The organism is Xanthomonas sp. NCPPB 2933, assembly GCF_056725225.1.
In genome coordinates this window covers 5290001-5308798 of sequence record NZ_CM161518.1, presented here as the reverse complement: position 1 = coordinate 5308798, position 18798 = coordinate 5290001, and the positions used below count along the sequence as shown (strand labels likewise).

Sequence of the window (18798 nt, the reverse complement as noted above, 5' to 3'; positions counted from 1 at the left end):
AGAAGGTGCCCGAAGGGCGGATGAGGGGACGGCCGATCGCAATACGCCCCTTCCTGCTTCAAACATGCGTGATGTGATTCGTCTTCAGCGTTACCTGTCATCCCGTTTTGGTGAGTGAGCCATGAATTCCCAGTCCAACCTGTCGCCGGCGCAGCCGGGCGCGTCCTTGTTCACTGATTCGCTTGCCGAGCAGCGCGCGCAGCAGTTCCGCATGCGGCGGTTGCAGGTGCACAACTGGGGCACGTTCAACGGCTTGACCGAGGTGCCGATCGCGGAGAAGGGCTTCCTGTTCGTCGGGCGCTCCGGGTCGGGCAAGTCGACCTTGCTGGACGCGATGTCGGCACTGCTGACCCCGCCCAGCATCGTCGACTTCAATGCCGCCGCACGCGAGGCCGAGCGCAGTGGGCGCGATCGCAGCCTGGTGTCGTATGTGCGTGGGGCCTGGGCCGATCAGCAGGACAGCGCCTCGGGCGAAATCGCCACCCAATACCTGCGCAAGGGTGCCACCTGGTCTGCGCTGGTGCTGGAATACCGCAACGCGCATGGCGAGACGGTCAGCCTGATTCGCCTGTTCTGGATCGCCGGCAGCGGCAATGCCGCGGCCGATGTGCGCCGCCATTACATGGTCGCGCCGCGCAGCTTCGACGTGGCCAGCGAGCTGGATGGCTTCGATCTGGATCTGCGCAAGCTCAAGGCGCGTCTTGGCGAGGAGGTTGCGCATTTCGACGGCTTCGCCGGCTACGCAGAGCGCTTCCGGCATGTGCTGGGCATCGGCAACGAGATGGCGTTGCGGTTGTTGCACAAGACCCAGTCGGCCAAGAATCTGGGCGATCTCAATGTGTTCCTGCGCGGCTTCATGCTGGACGAGCCGCGCACGTTCGAAGCGGCCGACCGGCTGGTGGAAGACTTCGCCGAACTCGACGGCGCGCATCATGCGGTGGTCACCGCACGCCGCCAGGTGGAAACGCTCAGCCCGGCACGTGAACACCATGCGGCGCTGATGGCCTTGCGCCACAGCGTCGGCGAGTTGCGCGAGCTGCAACTGGGCGTGGACAACTATCGCGAACAGCAGCGTCTGGCCTTGCTGGAGACGCGCCTGCACGAGCTCGACAGCCAGGACCGCGGGCTGGCCGGCGAAGAAGGGCAGCGGCGTGAGTCGTTGGACAATCACGAACAGAAACTCGCCGGGCTGGAACGCGAACAACGCGCCGCCGGTGGCGAGCAGATCGAGGAGCTCGAACGCGAGCGCGCCCGGGTCGAGCGCGAGCGCGACGAGCGTCTGCGGCGTCGCGTGCAGATCGAACAGGCCTGCCGCCAGCTCGGTACGGCCCTGGCTGCAGGCGCCAGCGGCTTTGCCGAGCAGATCGCGCACGCCCAGACCGTGCTCGAGAACGGCAAGCACGACGCCAGCGCGCTGGATGAGGCGATCGCCGAGCGCATGGGTGCGCGCCGCGACGATGAGCGGCGATTTGCCGAGATCCGCGCCGAACTGGATGCGTTGAAGCGCGCGCCGTCGAGCATGCCGGCACCGATGCAGGCCTTGCGTGCGCGTCTGTGCGAGGACACCGGCATTGCCGAAGCCGCGCTGCCGTTTGTCGGCGAACTGGTGCAGGTGCGCGAGGATCAGGCGGCCTGGCGCGGCGCGATCGAGCGCGTGCTGAGCGGTTTTGCGCAGTCGCTGCTGGTGGACGACCGGCATTACGCGCAGGTCAGCGAGTGGGTCAACCGCACCCAGCTCGGCACGCGGCTGGTGTATTTCCGGGTACGCCGCAACGACGCGCTGCATGCGCGCACGCCGGATGCGCGTGCATTGCCGGGCAAGCTGCAGCTGCGCGAGCATGCCTTCACCGAGTGGCTGCGCAACGAGTTGATGCGTCGCTTCGATTACGAATGCGTCGACAACGCCGCCGCGCTACGCAATGCCGACCGCGCCATCACTCGCGAAGGTCAGGTCAAGCATCCCGGCGATCGCTATGAAAAGGACGACCGCCATGCGGTCAACGACCGCAAACGCTGGTTGCTGGGTCACGACAATCGCGACAAACTCAAGGTGTTCGAGCGCGAGGCGCAGACGCTTGCCCAGCGCATCGCCGGCTGCGATGCCGACGTGGCTGCGCTGCGCAAGCAGCGCGAGCAGGACCAGGAACGGCAGCTGGCCGCGCACACCCTGGTGGAGCGCGACTGGGACGAGATCGATGTCGGCCCCAAGTTGCAGCGCCTGAGCGATATCGACGAACAGCTGCAGCAGCTGCGCGAAGGCAACAGCGGCCTGCGCGCGCTCGGCCAGGCGATCGAGACCGCGCGCACCTTGCGCGACCAGGCCAAGCGCACCTACGAGGAGGTGCGGCTGGAGCGCGCGCAGCTGGCGCGCGAGCGTGTCCGGCTCGAACAGCAGCACGCCGCCTGTGCCAGCCGTGCCGGCACCGCCGCGCTCACGCCCACCCAGTTGCAGGGCCTGCGCGAACGCCTGGCGGCGTTGGCACCGCTGTCGCTGGACAACCTGGAAGCGCATTTCCGTGTGGTCGAGCGCGGCCTGGCCGAGCAACTGGCCGAGAGCCAGGGCCGCGACAGCCGGCTCAGCGCGCAGCTGCTCGATTGCTTCCGCAAGTACTGCCAGCAGTGGCCGGAAGACAGCGGCGATTTCACCGTGAGCCTGGCCAGTGCCGACGATTTTCTCGCGCGCCTGGATCGCCTGGAGAGCGATGGCCTGCCGCGCCACGAGCACCGCTTCTTCGACCTGCTGCAGACCCAGAGCAAGAACAATCTGCTCGCCCTGCAGCGCCACACTGCCGAGGCCCACAAAGGCATCAAGCAGCGCATGGACGAGGTCAACGCCAGTCTGGAGCAGGTGCCGTTCAATCGCGGCACGCTGCTGACCATCGAGGTCAGCGACCGTCGCCTGGGCGAAGTGCAGGAATTCCAGCAACAGTTGCGTGCGGTGCTGTCGCATCAACAGACCGAAGACCGCGCACTGGCCGAGGCGCAGTTTTCCACCTTGCGCGAGCTGGTGGCGCGCCTGGGCGCGCAGGAACCGGAGGCACGCCGCTGGCGCGAGCAGGTGCTGGACGTGCGCCTGCATGTGGAATTCATCGGCGTTGAACTGGACGCACAGACCCGCGCGCAGGTGGAGATCTACCGCAGCGGCGCCGGCAAATCCGGTGGTCAGCGCCAGAAGCTGGCCACCACCTGCCTGGCAGCTGCATTGCGTTACCAGCTCGGCGGCGAAGACGGCGAGTTGCCGCGTTACTGCGCGGTGGTGCTGGACGAAGCCTTCGACAAGGCCGACAACGAATTCACTGCGCTGGCGATGAACATCTTCGAGAACTTCGGTTTCCAGATGGTGGTGGCCACACCATTGAAATCGGTAATGACGCTGGAGCCGTTCATCGGCGGCGCCTGTTTTGTGGAAATCAGCGGCCGGCACAACTCCGGCGTGCTGCTGATCGAATACGACGAGCAGGCGCAGCGACTCAAGTTGCCCGAGCGCTCGCGTGCAGACGAGGCTGGTCCCGCAATTGCGGAGCAGTCTGCGAGTTTTATGCAGCGCGAGGATGCACCGCGTTCGATACAGAGCGAAACGCGTGTGGACAGTACCGGTGCTGTCTCTGGCGCTGAGGGTGCGGCGCTTCAGGACGTCCCTGCGCAGGACGACGTGGCAGCCAAGGCGAGCAAGCGCGCCAGAAAGGTCATGCCGGCACCGGCGCCGGCTGTTCAAGCCGCGTCGAAGACCTCGAAAACCGCCGCTTCCAGCGGGCGTGCGGGATCAGGCAAGTCGGCATCGGCGAAGACCGCAGCGGGCAAGGCTGCATCCGCCAAACCTGCACCAGCCAAACCTGCATCGCCTGCAGCGGGCACAGCGCGCAAGCCGGCAACGCCGACCAAACCAGCAAAGCTGCCGGCAAACACCAAGACGCCGGCAAACACCAAGACGGCATCCAGGCGCACGACCGCGTCCGCCAAGCCGACTGCCAAGCCGAACAAAGCCACGACCGCGCCGAAGACATCTGCTGCCAAGTCGGCGGTGGCGACCAGGCGCGCCGCCACATCGCTGCGTGGTGCAACCAAGGCAACCAAGACAACTGCCGCGCGCAGCGCGGCCAGGCCCGTGCCAACCAAAACCGTAGCCAAGGCACGTCCTGCGTCCACGCGCGGATCTGCAGGCAAGCCGCGCGGAAAACGCTGAGCGCAACGCCGGGATGCCTCCAGGATGCCTGACGCCGGGATGCCTGCGTCACCGCGCTGCGGTCGCAGGCGTCGCAGGTCAGCGGCGCAGCAAGGCGGGCGCACGTAGATAAGAATCGTTATCATTAGCGACCCAGATGTGCCCGCCAGTGCGCGCATCGCCCCCGCTGAAGATCCCGATGACCCCACTGCCTGCGCCTCGCCACCTGTTGTTCGTGTCCCTGTTTGCCGCATTGCCGGCCGCCGCCCAGGAGGCCAGCCTGCTCGACGCCATCGTGGTCAGCGAAAAGCGCGCCCTGTATCGGCCGGAAAAAGCCGCCGGCGCCACCCGCACGCAGACGCCGGTGGAGCGCATTCCGCAGGCGATCCAGGTGGTGCCGCGCTCGGTGATCGACGAACAGCAACTCACCCGGCTGGTGGATGTGGTGGCCAATGTCTCCAACGTGCAGCCGGGCGGCACCCAGGGCAATCGTTCGGAAACCTTCGTCATTCGCGGCTTCGAGGCGTCCTCGTATGCGGTGGACGGCATCCTGCTCAACCCGGCGCAGAACTTCACCGAGACCGTGCGCGATCTGGCCAACGTCGCCCAGGTGGAAGTGCTCAAGGGCCCGGCGGCGGTGTTGTACGGGCGCGGCGAGCCTGGCGGGGTGATCAATCTGGTCACGCTGCGCCCGGACGCGGTGTTCGGCGGCAACGCATCGGTGCAGGTGGCCGAACACGGCCTGCGCCGCGTGCAATCGACCGTCACCGGCCCGCTGAGCCCGACGCTGTCGGCACGGCTAAGCGCCGCCGCGCAGGAAACCGGTAGCTTTCGCGCCGCGCAGGCCGATGGCGACCGCGTGTTCGTCTCGCCCTCGCTGGCCTGGCGGCCGAGCGAACAGCTGCGGGCCGATCTGGATCTGGAATACACCCGCCAGACCAGCCCGGGCGATCGCGGTCTGGTCGCCATCGACGGCGTGGTGCGTGGCCCGGCCGAGCGCAGTTTTGGCGAGCCGTGGTCGCGCAATCACGGCACCTCGCGCACTGCACGCGGGCGCATCGAATACGACGCCAATGATTGGCTGACGCTGCGCCAGATCCTCAATCACCAGGACGGCGACAGCGGCCGCGACGTGGCCGACTTCACCGGTTTCAGCGCCGATCGCGCGTTTCTGCAACGCCGCGCGGTGCGCCAGGACCAGCAGGTGCGCGCCACCACCTCGCAGACCGAAGTGCTGGCACGTTTCGATACCGGCCCGCTGCGCCATCAAGTGCTGGCCGGCGCCGAATACGTCGATGCGCATCGCCAGACAGATGAAGCCCGCGCGCCGCTGGCCCGCATCAGCGTGACCAATCCGGTGCAGGGCGCCTTGCCGGGCACGTATGTGCCGGCGCGCGCCATCGAGGTCGATGCGCGTTACGCCGCGTTGTACGTGCAGGATCAGATCAGCATCGGCGAGCGCTGGGACGTGCTGGCCGGCGTGCGCTGGGACGATGTGCAGCAGACCACCATCGACAACGGCGCGCGCACCCGCGAAGACGGCCGGCGCGCATCGCCACGTATCGGCGTGGTGTGGAAGGCGGGCCCGCAGCTGTCGCTGTACGCCAACACCTCCACTTCGTTTCGGCCACGCAGCGCCAACTTGTTTGCCGGCGGCAGCGCACCACCGGAGACCGGCCGCCAGTACGAAATCGGCCTGAAAAGCGCGCTATTCGACAACCGCGTGCTCGCCACCGCTGCCGCATTTCAGATCACCAAGGACAACGTCGCCACCAGTGATCCGGACAACGATGGCTTCGTGCTGGTCACCGGCCAGCAGCGCGTGCGCGGGCTGGAAATGGATATCACCGGCGAGCTCACCCAGAACTGGCGGCTGATTCTGGGCGCCGGCTATCTGGACGCACAGGTCACCCGCGACACCGTCATTCCGCAGGGCAATCGCCTGCGCGGTGTGCCGCGTGTCAGTGCCAGTTTGTGGAGCACCTATCACGTTGCCAGCGGGCCGCTGTATGGCCTGACCTTGGGCGCAGGCGCGGTGCATGTGGGCGAGCGCGAAGGCGATCTCGCCAACAGCTACCGCATTCCCGGCTACACGCGTTTCGATGCCTCGGCGGCATACCGCTTCGGCGGCCGTTATCAACTGGCGCTGATGCTGCGTAATGTCGCCAACCGTTTCTACATCGAGCAACCGGTGACGCAAACCACCAATTATCCGGGCGCACCGCGCACCTTGTCGGCAACGTTGAGTATGGATTTCTAAGCGACTAAGAGTCGCCAACAAAACTTTACGCAGCCGGCTGATCTGTAGCTTGGCCGCAGGGCGCTTGCCCGCCCACCCACGCCCGCCCACCGACGCGGGACACGCTGCAAGTACGTCCTTGTAAGCTCTTACGCGGCATCCATGCCGCGTAAGGTCCCGCGAGGGTGGGCGGGCAAGGGCCAGTTAAGAATGTCGGTGTGCGTGGTTGCGGGCAGTGCGCGCCGCGTGGCCGTTCGATGCGGTGCGGTCTGGCTCGCGGTCGTCAACGCAGCAGATCCCAGCCCATCTTGCCGATCAGCACGATCACCAGCACCAGGAACAACTTGCGGATCAACGGCGTGCCCCCGCGCAGCGCCATCCGCGTGCCGGCGACCGCACCGGCCACGTTGGCCACCGCCATCGGAATGCCGATCGCCAACATCACCTGGCCGCTGGGCAAAAAGAACGACAGCGCCGCCAGGTTAGTGGCCAGGTTCACCACCTTGGCCGCGGCCGAGGCGCGCAGAAAATCCAGCCCGAAAAAGCGGATGAACAGGAAGATCAAAAAGCTCCCAGTGCCCGGGCCGAAGAACCCATCGTAGAACCCGATTGCCGCGCCCATCGCCAAGGCAGTGATCAACTCACGCCGGCCGATCTCGCGCGGACGATGCAGCGCACCGAAATCCTTCTTGATCAGCGTGTAGATCAACATCGCGATCAACAGCACCAGAATCAGCGGCCGCACCGCCTGCTTGGGCAGCAGGCTGACCGCCGTCGCGCCCAGAAACGAAAACGTAAACGCCGCCGCAGTGGCATACAGCACCGGCCGCCACGGAAAGCGCACATTGCGCGCATACCGCCACGCCGACGCCCCGGTACCGAACATCGCGCTGAACTTGTTGGTGCCCAGGATCAGCGACGGCGCCTGTTGCGGCAGCGTGGCGAACAGCCCCGGCAACTGGATCAACCCACCCCCACCAACCGCCGCATCCACCAATCCGGCAACGAAGGCAATGCACAGCAGCCACGGCAATTCGGTAGGAATCAGTTCCAGCAAGACGGCGCTCCGTACGACGGGGACGACAGCATAAACGCGTAGAAACCCGCCTCCCGCCTCCCGCCTCCCAATCCCATCCCGCACAATCGCCCGATGCCGACCTCCACACCCACCGATCCCTGTCCCTGTAGCCGCGCCGCCACCTACGCGCACTGCTGCGGGCAATACCATGCCGGCGCCACCGCACCCGACGCCGAAACCCTGATGCGTGCGCGCTACAGCGCCTACGTCCGCCGTGATGTGGCATACCTGCTCGCCAGCTGGCATCCGTCCACGCGCCCACCCGAACTGTCGCTGGACCAAGGCGGCCGCACCACCTGGCTCGGCCTGACCGTACAACGCGCCATCGTCACCGGCGCCGACACTGCCGAAGTGGTGTTTCTGGCCCGCTATCGCATTGGCGGCGGCAGCGCGGTACGCATGACCGAACACAGCCGTTTCGCGCGCGAAGACGGCCACTGGTATTACCTCGACGCGCGCTGAGCACGGCCCGGCACTGTCGCTGCCGGGACACCACCGGGACGTGGCAGGGTCTAACGCTCGTCGGCAGCGGCGTGCCGGCACCACGCCGCTGCGCCAGCGGCCTTGGACGCTACGGCCGATATCGGCCTGCCTGGCCTCACCGGTCCTGGGTAACGCCGGTAGCCGGTCGTGCTAGTGGGCGAAGGCGTGCAGGCCGCCGTCCACGGCGATCACCTCACCGGTCAGATAGCGTGCAAGTGGTGAGGCCAGGTAGGCGACCAGATGAGCGATGTCGTCGGGTTCGCCGAAGTAGCCGATCGGCACATGGCGCGTGATGAAGGCCTGGCGCGCTTCCGGCGTGGGATGGAGCTTGTCCAGCACCTGTTCGGAGTTGATGCGTCCCGGTGCGATGGTATTGACCGTGATGCCCTCGGCCGCCAGCTGCGAGGCCATTCCCTTGGCCCAGAACTGCAGCGCTGCCTTCGCCGCGCCGGCGCCGTTGACCTCGCGTGGCTCCATGCTGCCGCTGAAGCTGATGATCCTGCCCCAGCGCCGGTGGCGCATGCCGGGCAGCAGGGCCTGGGTCATGCGCCGGGCACTGCCGAAGTTGAGCGCGAAGGCTTCGTCCCAGTCCGCATCGCTGGCCTCCACCGTAAAAGGGCGTGCGCCACCGGCGGTATTGACCAGGATCTCGATCCGGCCCAGCGCCTGGCTGGCATCCCGGGCGATGCGCGTGATCTCGGTCGCGCTGGTGATGTCGCCGGGGATCACCAGCGGGCGCGGGTGACCCTGTGCCGCGATGTCGCTGGCCAGCTGTTCCAGCCTGTCGGCGCGGCGCGCAGTGATTGCCAGCTGTACTCCCTCGGCCGCCAGCACGCGGGCGATGCCTGCGCCGATGCCGGTGCTGGCGCCGGTCACCAGTGCCTTGTGTTCACGCAATTGCAGATCCATCGACAACGTCCGTCTGAGTGAGGGCCCCAGCCTGATCCGTTATCGAGCCGCGATAAACGCCGTTATCCTGCATTGGTTGGCAACCAGGAGTGTTGAATGGATCTGCTGGACAGCATGCAGGTGTTCGTCCGCGTGGTGGACGGCGGCAGCCTCGCCGCGGCGGCGCAAGCGCATGGCATTTCCCCAACCATGGCTGGCAACCACCTGCGCGCCCTGGAGCAACGTCTCGGTCTGCAGTTGCTGGTGCGGACCACGCGACGGCAGCGATTGACCGCTTTTGGCGAGGCCTACTACGGGCGTTGCCGGGAGATTCTTGAGCTGGTCGCCGATACACAGGTGCAGGCCGACGGTCAGCGCCTGGAACCGGCCGGGCCGCTGCGGGTCGCCGCACCGGTGTCGTTCGGAACCTATGGGCTCACGCCGGTGCTTGGCGAGTATCTGCAGCGCCATCCCCAGGTGAGCCTGGATCTGCAGCTCAGCGATCGGGTGCAGGATCTGGTCGACGAGGGCATTGATGTAGCCGTCCGCATCGGGGCGCTGGGCGAGTCCTCGCTGGTGGCGCGCGCGCTGCAGCCTTATCGCCTGTGGTGCTGCGCGACGCCGGCCTATCTGCACCGCAACGGTACCCCGCAACGGCTTGCCGAGCTGGCCGGGCACCAATGCCTGGGGATGGATGCCAAGGCGCTTGGCCAGTGGCAGGACTACACCGGCGAGCGAATCGGCCCGCTGTCGCGCGCGCAGTTGCATCTCACCAGTGGCCCGGCCTTGCATCTGGCGGCCTTGCAGGGCCTGGGCATCGTGCTGCAGCCGGCGTTCCTGTTGCGTGCCGACGTGGAAGCGGGCCGGCTGGTGCGGCTGTTTCAGGACCGGGAGCTGCACCGTCCACTAAGCGTGCTCTATCCCCAAACCCGCTGGCGCTCGGTCACGGTACGCAGCTTCGTCGATTTCCTGCTGGAGCGGTTTGCCTGAAGCCGCCGGGCGTCAGACGGACCCGTGGCAACGCGCGTTGCCGGAGCCTGGCTGGAGCGGCGAGCGTGCGGGGCGATCAATGCGCCGCGTTGCTGCTGCAATCACGCGGGTTGTCTCCCATCGCCCGCGTGATCTAACGCTATAGCCGGCACCCCGTTCGTTCCGACGAACGGCAGGCACGGCCGTGCTTTCTCGACGCCACGTTCGCAGCCGATCCCGGAAGCTTGCCGCCTCGGCGGAGCTCGCCGCGGGGCGGACACGATGATGGCAACCTTCAATCTCTGGCAGTGGGTGCTTGTGGCCATCGTGGTGTTCGCGATCGTGCTGCCGGCGTGCCTGGCCACGGCACTGATCTGGTTCGGCCCCCGCCACGACGCCCCGCGGAGGGCGCGCGCCCGACGTATGTCCGACACCAGCCCCTCTAGCCCGGCGCTGTCGCTGCTGACCGGCATCACCGGCGACGGCAGCTAGGCGCGGCGATCGACGCCGCTGGGTTGCTGCGGCGTCTTCGCCAGGCGGGCCGGACCAATGCCACTCCATCGGCGCGCAACATCACCCTCTGACTTGCGCCACATGGCCTCTGTGCCGCACTCACCCCTCTGAAAAGCGCGCGCACCGCACAGTCACCCCTGCGTGTCGCCACCGACCAGCGCAGCGCACGATGCCGTCGCAACATCACGACCTGCACGCCTGCAACCAGCCAGGTTGGCTATCCTCGGCGGCTCGACTTGCCGCAGGAGCGCTCCACCGCATGACGTCCGTCTCTACGCCGGCCACCACGCCATGATGCCGATCCGGTGCGTCCTGCCCACGCTGCTGGCACTGCTGCCATTAGTCGCCTGTGCCGATCCGGCCTTCGACCGCTGCCTGGCGGGCCTGCAGACCCAGGCCGCCGCCAGGGGCGTGGAGGCCGCCAACTTCCAGCGTTTCACCGCCGGCCTGGCGCCCGATCCCAGCGTCTTGCCGCTGCTCGATGCCCAACCCGAATTCACCACCCCAATTTGGGATTACCTCGCCAGCCTGGTCGACAGCCAGCGCGTGACCGACGGCCAGGCCATGCTGGTCACCCACCGCGCGTTGCTGACGCGCCTGTCCGAACAGACCGGCGTGGATCCGGCCACCATCGTGGCGGTGTGGGGTGTGGAGAGCGACTACGGTCGCGTCACCGGCAAGCGCCCGTTGCTGGTCTCATTGGCCACGCTGTCGTGCGCGGGCCGCCGTCAACCGTTCTTTCGCGGCGAATTCCTCGCCTTGCTCAGCCTGCTGCAGCAAGGAGACTTATCTCCGGACGGGTTGATCGGCTCCTGGGCTGGCGCCTTCGGGCAGACCCAGTTCATGCCCTCGACCTACGCCCGCATTGCCGTGGATGGCGATGGCGACGGCCGCCGCGATCTGGTCGCCAGCATTCCCGACGCGCTGGCCTCCACCGCCAACTATCTGGTCAAGGCTGGCTGGCAGCGGGCCCGCCCCTGGGGGATGGAAGTGCGCCTGCCTGCCGGCTTCGATGCCAGCAAGGCCGGCCGCACCCGGCGCCAACCGCTGCAGGCCTGGCAGACCGCCGGCTTGCTCGGCACCGATGGCAAGGCGTTGGCGCCGACCGGTGTGCCCGCCGATACCCCGGCGGCGCTGCTGCTGCCGGCCGGCCCGACCGGCCCGGCGTTTCTGGTCTTCCGCAACTACGACGCGATCTACGCCTACAACGCCGCCGAAAGCTACGCTCTGTCGATCGCGTTGCTCGCCGACCGCCTGCGCGGCGGCCCCGGCCTGGTCGCGGCATGGCCCACCGACGACCCCGGCCTGGGCCGCCCCGAACGGCGCGAACTGCAGCAATTGCTGCTGGCTCGCGGCCACCTGATCGGCGAGGCCGACGGCATGGTCGGCAGCGCCACCCGCCGCGCCATCCAGGTCGAGCAGACCCGCCTGGGGCTGCAACCGGCCGACGGCCGCCCCGGCCAGCGCATCCTCACCGCCCTGCGTGCCGCCCCGCAGGTCACTGGCGCCGCCGCCATCCGCGCCACCGCGTTCAAGCTGCCGGCCGCCTATCCCGCATTCGTCCAATCTCCCATCGTCCAGAAGGCACCCCCCATGTCCGACCTCACCGGCCTGCGCACAGGCGATTTCCACGGTTTCCCCTCGCTGTTGATCGACACCCCGTTCTCCACCGCAGCCATCAGCCTGTTTGGCGGCCAGCTGCTGTCGTTCGTGCCCAAGGGCGGGCAGGACGTGATGTGGCTGTCGCCCACCGCCAAGCAGCCGCCCACCCCGATCCGCGGCGGTGCCCCTGTCTGCTGGCCGTACTTCGGCCGCCAGGACCAGACCGGCGAAGTGCCCGCGCACGGCTTCGTGCGCACCGTACCGTGGCAGCTGACCGAGAGCCGCCGCGAAGACGACGGCACCCTGGTCCTCACGCTGACTCCTCCCAGCTTCGACGACCTGTCGCTGCGTCTGCGCATGACCCTGCGTATCGGCCGCACGCTCGAACAAAGCCTGATCACCGAGAACACCAGCCAGGCCCCGGTGCGTTTCACCCAGGCATTGCACAACTATTTCCGTGTCGGCGACGCGCTCAAGGTCAGCGTGCAAGGCCTGGACGGGCTGGACTACCTCGACAAGTACGAGAACTACGCCACCGCCCATCGCCAACAAGGCGACTGGAGCCTGCGCGATCCGCGCGATCCCGGCCGCAGCGACCGCATCTACACCAACGCCGGTGGCCGCTACACCCTGACCGACCCGGTGCTCGGCCGCCGCGTCGTCATCGCCACCCAAGGCAGCCGTTCGCTGGTGGCCTGGAACCCGGGCGAAGAGGCCGCCGCCAAGATGGCCGACGTGGGCACCGGCTGGCGCGACTACGTCTGCCTGGAAGCGGCCAATGCCGGCCCGGACGTGATCGAACTCGCCCCCGGCGCCAGCCACATGCTGACCCAGACCATCAGTGTCGAGTAGCCGCACGAATCGCCCAAGGCACGCGCAGAGCACGCGCTGCTTTAGAAGAAAATAAAGAGGCAGCGATGACTCCCTTCTCTCTCGGGAGAAGGTGCCCCGAAGGGGCGGATGAGGCTACGCGCGAGCCTGGTGGAGTTTGAGTGCACATGTGGCTTCGCCCCATACCCTCACCCCAACCCCTCTCCCGGCGGGAGAGGGGCTTAAATGACATCCCAATGATCTTGCGCTGGACACAGAGACCAGGCTCTTCTGACGCACAGGCCAAGCGCTTCCCTTCTCCCCTCGGGAGAAGGTGCCCGAAGGGCGGATGAGGGTACGTAAGCCCATCTCCACCGCTACACTCGCCGCTTCGCCCCTGCGTGCCGCGCGATGTCCATCTCTCCCGATTCCGCATCCGCTCCTGCACCGGGCCGGCGCCGCGCCGCGCTGATCTTCATCTTCATCACCGTGCTGATCGACGTGCTGTCTTTCGGCGTGATCATTCCGGTGCTGCCGGATCTGGTGCGCCAATTCACCGGTGGCGACTACGCCGTGGCGGCCGGCTGGATCGGCTGGTTCGGATTCCTGTTTGCCGCCATCCAGTTCGTCTGCTCGCCGCTGCAGGGCGCCTTGTCCGACCGCTACGGCCGCCGCCCGGTGATCCTGCTCTCGTGCCTGGGGCTGGGCCTGGACTTCATCCTGATGGCGGTCGCGCATTCCCTGCCGATGCTGCTGCTGGCGCGGGTGATCTCCGGCGTATGCTCGGCCAGCTTTTCCACTGCCAATGCCTATATCGCCGACGTCACCCCGGCCGACAAACGCGCCGGCGCGTTCGGCATGCTCGGCGCCGCATTCGGCATTGGCTTTGTCGCCGGTCCGCTGATCGGCGGCTGGCTGGGCAGCATCGGTCTGCGCTGGCCGTTCTGGTTTGCCGCAGGGCTGGCGCTGTTGAACGTGTTGTACGGCTGGTTTGTGCTGCCCGAATCGCTGCCCGCCGAACGTCGCACCGCGCGGCTGGATTGGTCGCATGCCAACCCGCTTGGCGCGCTCAAGCTGCTGCGTCGCTACCCGCAGGTATTCGGCCTGGCCTCGGTGGTGTTCCTGGCCAACCTGGCGCACTACGTCTATCCCAGCATCTTCGTGCTGTTCGCCAGCTACCAGTATCACTGGGGCCCGCGCGAAGTGAGCTGGGTGCTGGCTGGCGTGGGTGTGTGCAGCATCATCGTCAACGCGCTGCTGGTCGGCCGGCTGGTGCGCTGGCTGGGCGAACGTCGCGCGCTGCTGCTGGGCCTGGGCTGTGGGGTCATCGGTTTCGTCATCTATGGGCTGGCCGACAGCGGCACCGCGTTTCTGATCGGCGTGCCGATCAGCGCGTTCTGGGCGATTGCCGCACCGTCCGCGCAGGCCTTGATCACCCGCGAGGTCGGCGCCGATGCGCAAGGCCGCGTGCAGGGCGCGTTGACCAGTCTGATCAGCCTGGCCGGCATCGCCGGTCCGTTGTTGTTCGCCAACGTGTTTGCCTGGTTTATCGGCAGCGGCGCCCCGTTGCATCTGCCCGGCGCACCCTGGTTGCTGGCCGGTCTCCTGCTTGCCGCAGGCTGGGTCATGGCCTGGAAGCGGGCAGGGCGCGGGCCCGGCATCGCGCACGCAACGCCGCGATAATGCCAACCTATTCACGTTGCACTCGCGTCCGCTTTATCTGATTTGCGCAGGCGCTGCTAGGCTGGTGTCCTTCGTGCCGCGGCACCGCCTCGAGTCCCTATGTCTTCCGACGCCTTGGCAGTTCCGCCCTCGGCCGCGTTCGTGCTGCGCGATGCCACCCAGGGCGTCCATTGCCTGGTCGAAGCGATCCCGCTGATGCAGGCATTGGGGCAGGGACGCATCGATCGCGATGCCTATGCGCTGATTCTGCGCCGGCACCACGCACTGCTGGCCGGCTTCGAAGCGCAACTGCGCAATTGGCTCAGTACCCTGTCTGGAACCGGCTGGCAGTATCGCCGCCGCGTGCCGGCCTTGCGCGAAGACCTGCGCGCGCTCGGCCAGCAACCAGGCACTGCCATCGCAGCGCCCGCCGCCGGCAACGATGCCGCGCGCTGGGGCATGCTCTACGTCATCGAAGGCTCGCAACTGGGCGGCCGGATGATCGCGCGCAGCCTACGCAAACAGCAGCCCGGTCTGGCCGATGCCTTGCGCTATTTCGAACTGGCCGACGACGATCCGGCCGGCTGGCGCCATTTCCAGACCGTGCTCAACCAACGTCTCGACACGCCTTGCGCACGCGCCGCCGCCATCGACGGTGCGCAGGCCATGTTTGCCCACTTCCACACCTGCCTCGCAGCGGAGCCGCGACCGTGAACCAGCCAACCGAACCCCTGAACATGGATGCCTGCGCCCGCGAGCCGATCCACATTCCCGGCCTGATCCAGCCCTACGGCGTGCTGCTGGTGATCGAGCCGGCCGATGGACGCATCGTGCAGGCCAGCACCACTGCCGCCGAGTTGCTCGGCGTGCCGCTGGCCGAACTGTTGGGCATGCCCTACACGCAAGTGCTTGAGCTGCCCGGCGAGCAGCCGTTCGTGGTCGACGACCAGGCGCAACACCTATTACATGCCGAGGTGCGTTTCCCCAGGCGCGCCGCGCCCACCGATCACCCATGGGTGGCCGCCTGGCATCTGTATCCGGAGCAATGGCTGGTCGAAATCGAACCGCGCGACGCCCGCCTGATGGACGTCACCCTGCGCGAGGCGCTGCCGCTGTTGCGCAGCATCGAGCGTGATCCCGGCATCGACGAAGCGGCGGTGCGTGCGGTCAAGGGCCTGCGCAACATGATCGGCTTCGATCGGGTGATGATTTACCGCTTCGACGAAGAGTGGAACGGCGAAGTCATTGCCGAGGCGCGCAACCCCGAATTGGTGGCCTATCTCGGCCAGCGTTACCCGTCCACCGACATTCCCGCGCAGGCGCGCGCGCTGTACCTGCGCAACCGCGTCCGCCAGATCGCCGATGTCGGCTACCAGTCCGCCGCAATCGAGCCCACCTTGCATCCGCGCCTGGGCACGCCGGTGGATCTGAGCGATGTCAGCCTGCGGAGCGTCTCGCCGGTGCATCTGGAATATCTGGCCAACATGGGCGTAAGTGCCACCCTGGTCTCCTCGCTTGTGGTCAACGACGTGCTGTGGGGGCTGATCGCTTGCCACCACTACAGTCCGCACTTCACCAGCCACGCCATGCGCGATGCCACCGATGCGGTCACGCGCGCGCTGGCTGGTCGCATCGGCGCCTTGCAGGCGGTCGAGCGTGCGCGCATGGAATCGGTGTTGCTCACCGTGCGCGAAAAGCTGATCACCGACTTCAACGACGCCGCCCAGATGACGGTGGAGATGCTCGCCGATATGGCGCCTGACCTGATGGACGTGGTCGATGCCGACGGCGTGGCGATCTTCCATGGCAAGGAGATCAGCCGCCATGGCACCACGCCCGATGCCGCCGCGCTGCGTCGCATCCGCGACCACATCGAATCCGCACACCACGCCGCCCTGCGCGAGGATGCCGTCGGTGCCCTGCATGTGGAGGCGATCGGCGAGGTGTTTCCCGAGCTGGCCGATCTGGCACCGCTGGCCGCCGGTTTCATTTTCGTGCCGCTGATGCCGCAGTCGCGCAGCGCCTTGCTGTGGACCCGCCGCGAACAGGTGCAGACGGTCAACTGGGCCGGCAACCCGCAGCTGGCCAAGCTGGCGGACATCCCCAACTCACGGCTGTCGCCACGCAAGAGCTTCGATCTCTGGCAGGAAACCGTGCGTGGCCGCGCGCGTCGCTGGTCGCCGCTGCACCTGGAATCGGCACGCAGCCTGCGTGTGTTGATCGAACTGATGGAACGCAAGCGCTTCCAGCAGGATTTCACCCTGCTCGAAGCCTCGCTGTCGCGTCTGCGCGACGGCGTGGCCATCATCGAACGTGGCGCCACCACGGCCGCGCACCGGCTGATGTTCGTCAACCCGGCCTTCGCAGAGCTCATCCAGACCGAAGTGGCCGATCTGATCGGTTGCGACATCCTGGCCCTGCTGGCCAGCGATGCCGCCCGGTCCAAGGTGGAACTGCTCGAAGAGGCGCTGCGGCAAGGCCGCGCCGCATACGTCACCTTGCCGCTGCGCGCGCCCGGTGGCTCACCGGTCTACCGCCAATTCCATCTCGAACCGCTGCCCAGCCCCAGCGGCGTCACCGCGCACTGGCTGTTGCAGCTACGCGATCCCGAATAAGCGAGCCGGTGCCGCGCCAGGTGCAAGCTCGCAACATGTTGGCTGCGGTCCAGTCGCCCGCATCGCTTGGCGCGGTCGGGCACGGCATCTCAGTGAGTCGATCCGATGCGACGCCCATCAACGGATGGCGTGCCGCGGCTAGGCCCGCGGCCGCAACACCAACAAGGTGATCGTTCCGGCCACCAGGCCCCAGAACGAGGCACCGATCCCGCCCAGCGTCAGCCCGGACGCCGTGACCAGAAAGGTGATCAGCGCCGCCTCGCGCTCGCTGTCTTCGCGCAAGGCCGCCGCCAGGCTGTTGCCGATCGTGCCCAACAACGCGATCCCGGCGATCGCCATCACCAGCTCGCGCGGAAAGGCGGCAAACACCGCCGCCACGGTCGCGCCGAACAAACCGATCACTACATAGAACACGCCTGCACTGACCGCAGCCACATAACGCCGCGCCGGATCCTCATGCGCCTCGCGGCCCATGCAGATCGCCGCGGTAATCGCCGCCAGGTTCAAGGCAAAGCCACCGAATGGCGCCAGCAGCGTATTGATCGCACCGATCCAGCCGATCGTCGGCGAGATCGGCACCGTATAGCCGGAGGCCCGAATCACCGCCACACCCGGCACGTTCTGCGAGGCCATGGTGACCACGAACAACGGAATCGCCAGCCCGAACAGCGCCGCCCACGACAGTGACGGCATTACCAGCACGGGATGGGCCAATTCGATCTGCACCGCCGTCCAGTGCAATAGCCCGCTACTGACCGCAATCGCGATGCCGACCAGCAACGTCGCAATCACCGCATAACGCGCAGACCAGCGCCGCCCGACCAGATAGGTCGCCAGCATCGCCAGCGCCAGCAGCACCTGACTCTGCATCGCCACGAACAGATCCAGCCCAAAGCGCAACAACACCCCGGCCAACATGCCCGAGGCCAGCGAGATCGGAATGCGCCGGATCGCCCGCTCGAACAACCCCGAGAAACCAGCCACCATTCCAAGCACTGCAGCCACCACGAATGCACCGACTGCCTCACGCAACGGCACACCGGCCGCACTGCCGATCAGCATCGCCGCACCTGGGGTGGACCACGCCGTCACCACCGGCACGCGATAGCGCAGCGACAATCCAATGCAGGTCACCCCCATGCCGATCCCGAGCGCCCACATCCACGAGGCGATCTGCGCCTGATCCGCCCCCAGATGGCGTGCCGCCTCGAACACGATCACCGCCGAGCTGGCAAAACCCACCAGCACCGTGACAAAGCCTGCAGCAATCGCAGGCAGGGACAGATCGCGGAGCAGGCTGCGGGAGGGAAGCATCGAGAGCTCTCTATCTAGTGCACCCATTCTCACCGAGCACGCCGATGATCGATACCGAAGCACCTGCTCTATGGATGGCCCTGTATAGACACGGGCCTTTGTCTATATAGAGAGCAGCGCCGCCACGTCGCATTTGCACGTGGAATCGGACGTCGCGCATTCGCGAAGTGATGCTCGTGTCATACCAGTGTCAAAAAGTGCTTGCACTTCTGCACAGTCTCGATAAACTGCGCGACCTCGCTCAGGACGGCGGCGCTTCTCGAAGCACCGCAACAACGAACGGGTTCGAAAACCTCCAGAAATTGGGAGTTGACGAAGCAGGAAAGTCGGCTATGATGGGCGGCTCGCTACACGGAAAGACGCTACGGCGGATTGAGGTGCAGCGGCGGCAACTTCCTCTTCACGAGGGGTTGACGAAGATGAAAAGCCTGCTAATATGGCCGGCTCGCTTCGCAGAAAACCT

12 protein-coding genes are annotated in these 18798 nt (G+C 66.9%); 9 read left to right on the top strand and 3 right to left on the bottom strand.

Features of this window, described 5'->3' with window-relative positions; genetic code table 11:
• The first annotated feature begins 121 nt into the window (after positions 1-121).
• Both AC1PLU_RS22325 and AC1PLU_RS22320 read left to right on the top strand, forming a co-directional pair.
• On the top strand, positions 122-4183 hold the full coding sequence (locus tag AC1PLU_RS22325; protein WP_481107269.1) for an ATP-binding protein: 4062 nt from the start codon (positions 122-124) through the stop codon (positions 4181-4183).
• A 178-nt stretch (positions 4184-4361) separates the two neighbouring features.
• Positions 4362-6422, top strand: coding sequence for a TonB-dependent siderophore receptor (locus AC1PLU_RS22320; protein WP_481107268.1), 2061 nt, complete (start codon positions 4362-4364; stop codon positions 6420-6422).
• 262 nt (positions 6423-6684) lie between these two features.
• Here the strand turns inward: AC1PLU_RS22320 and AC1PLU_RS22315 are convergent, their stop codons facing one another.
• Positions 6685-7458 carry a sulfite exporter TauE/SafE family protein gene (locus AC1PLU_RS22315; RefSeq protein WP_181110722.1) on the bottom strand — a complete coding sequence of 258 codons (774 nt, stop codon included), beginning with the start codon at positions 7456-7458 and terminating at the stop codon, positions 6685-6687.
• 93 nt (positions 7459-7551) lie between these two features.
• Here AC1PLU_RS22315 and AC1PLU_RS22310 point away from each other — a divergent pair, with 93 nt between their 5' ends.
• A complete protein-coding gene (locus tag AC1PLU_RS22310; RefSeq protein ID WP_481107267.1) occupies positions 7552-7941 on the top strand; it encodes a YchJ family protein in 390 nt (129 codons plus the stop codon).
• A 171-nt stretch (positions 7942-8112) separates the two neighbouring features.
• On the opposite strand, the gene AC1PLU_RS22305 is transcribed toward AC1PLU_RS22310, so the two are convergent.
• Positions 8113-8871 (bottom strand): SDR family NAD(P)-dependent oxidoreductase, encoded by a 759-nt coding sequence (locus AC1PLU_RS22305; RefSeq protein ID WP_481107266.1) that lies wholly within the window; start codon positions 8869-8871, stop codon positions 8113-8115.
• Positions 8872-8967: 96 nt separating this feature from the next.
• Here AC1PLU_RS22305 and AC1PLU_RS22300 point away from each other — a divergent pair, with 96 nt between their 5' ends.
• The 6 genes from AC1PLU_RS22300 to bphP all read left to right on the top strand — a co-directional run bounded on the left by AC1PLU_RS22300 (position 8968) and on the right by bphP (position 17021).
• Entirely contained in the window at positions 8968-9840 is an 873-nt protein-coding gene (locus AC1PLU_RS22300; RefSeq protein ID WP_102585275.1) for a LysR family transcriptional regulator, read from the top strand.
• Between the two features lie 264 nt (positions 9841-10104).
• The gene (locus AC1PLU_RS22295; protein WP_039518438.1) at positions 10105-10311 is read left to right on the top strand and encodes a hypothetical protein; all 207 of its coding nucleotides are present in this window, start codon (positions 10105-10107) and stop codon (positions 10309-10311) included.
• A 312-nt stretch (positions 10312-10623) separates the two neighbouring features.
• The gene (locus tag AC1PLU_RS22290) at positions 10624-12786 is read left to right on the top strand and encodes a lytic murein transglycosylase (RefSeq protein ID WP_481107265.1); all 2163 of its coding nucleotides are present in this window, start codon (positions 10624-10626) and stop codon (positions 12784-12786) included.
• A 369-nt stretch (positions 12787-13155) separates the two neighbouring features.
• Positions 13156-14427, top strand: a complete 1272-nt coding sequence (locus tag AC1PLU_RS22285) for a TCR/Tet family MFS transporter (RefSeq protein ID WP_115041017.1) — start codon at positions 13156-13158, stop codon at positions 14425-14427.
• Between the two features lie 99 nt (positions 14428-14526).
• Positions 14527-15120 (top strand): biliverdin-producing heme oxygenase, encoded by a 594-nt coding sequence (locus AC1PLU_RS22280; RefSeq protein ID WP_481107264.1) that lies wholly within the window; start codon positions 14527-14529, stop codon positions 15118-15120.
• Positions 15117-17021 (top strand): bacteriophytochrome BphP, encoded by a 1905-nt coding sequence (gene bphP, locus AC1PLU_RS22275; protein WP_481107263.1) that lies wholly within the window; start codon positions 15117-15119, stop codon positions 17019-17021. Before AC1PLU_RS22280 ends, bphP begins: the two co-directional genes overlap by 4 nt.
• A gap of 138 nt (positions 17022-17159) precedes the next feature.
• On the opposite strand, the gene AC1PLU_RS22270 is transcribed toward bphP, so the two are convergent.
• Positions 17160-18335, bottom strand: coding sequence for a benzoate/H(+) symporter BenE family transporter (locus AC1PLU_RS22270; protein ID WP_481107262.1), 1176 nt, complete (start codon positions 18333-18335; stop codon positions 17160-17162).
• Positions 18336-18798: the final 463 nt, after the last annotated feature.

Bases quoted from the DNA above. Each gene is read 5' to 3' on its own strand.
- AC1PLU_RS22325 (WP_481107269.1), top strand. From the start codon at position 122: ATGAATTCCCAGTCCAACCTGTCGCCGGCGCAGCCGGGCGCGTCCTTG.
- AC1PLU_RS22300 (WP_102585275.1), top strand. From the start codon at position 8,968: ATGGATCTGCTGGACAGCATGCAGGTGTTCGTCCGCGTGGTGGACGGC.
- AC1PLU_RS22285 (WP_115041017.1), top strand. From the start codon at position 13,156: ATGTCCATCTCTCCCGATTCCGCATCCGCTCCTGCACCGGGCCGGCGC.
- AC1PLU_RS22310 (WP_481107267.1), top strand. From the start codon at position 7,552: ATGCCGACCTCCACACCCACCGATCCCTGTCCCTGTAGCCGCGCCGCC.
- AC1PLU_RS22290 (WP_481107265.1), top strand. From the start codon at position 10,624: ATGATGCCGATCCGGTGCGTCCTGCCCACGCTGCTGGCACTGCTGCCA.
- AC1PLU_RS22305 (WP_481107266.1), bottom strand. From the start codon at position 8,871: ATGGATCTGCAATTGCGTGAACACAAGGCACTGGTGACCGGCGCCAGC.
- AC1PLU_RS22295 (WP_039518438.1), top strand. From the start codon at position 10,105: ATGGCAACCTTCAATCTCTGGCAGTGGGTGCTTGTGGCCATCGTGGTG.
- AC1PLU_RS22320 (WP_481107268.1), top strand. From the start codon at position 4,362: ATGACCCCACTGCCTGCGCCTCGCCACCTGTTGTTCGTGTCCCTGTTT.
- AC1PLU_RS22280 (WP_481107264.1), top strand. From the start codon at position 14,527: ATGTCTTCCGACGCCTTGGCAGTTCCGCCCTCGGCCGCGTTCGTGCTG.
- AC1PLU_RS22270 (WP_481107262.1), bottom strand. From the start codon at position 18,335: ATGCTTCCCTCCCGCAGCCTGCTCCGCGATCTGTCCCTGCCTGCGATT.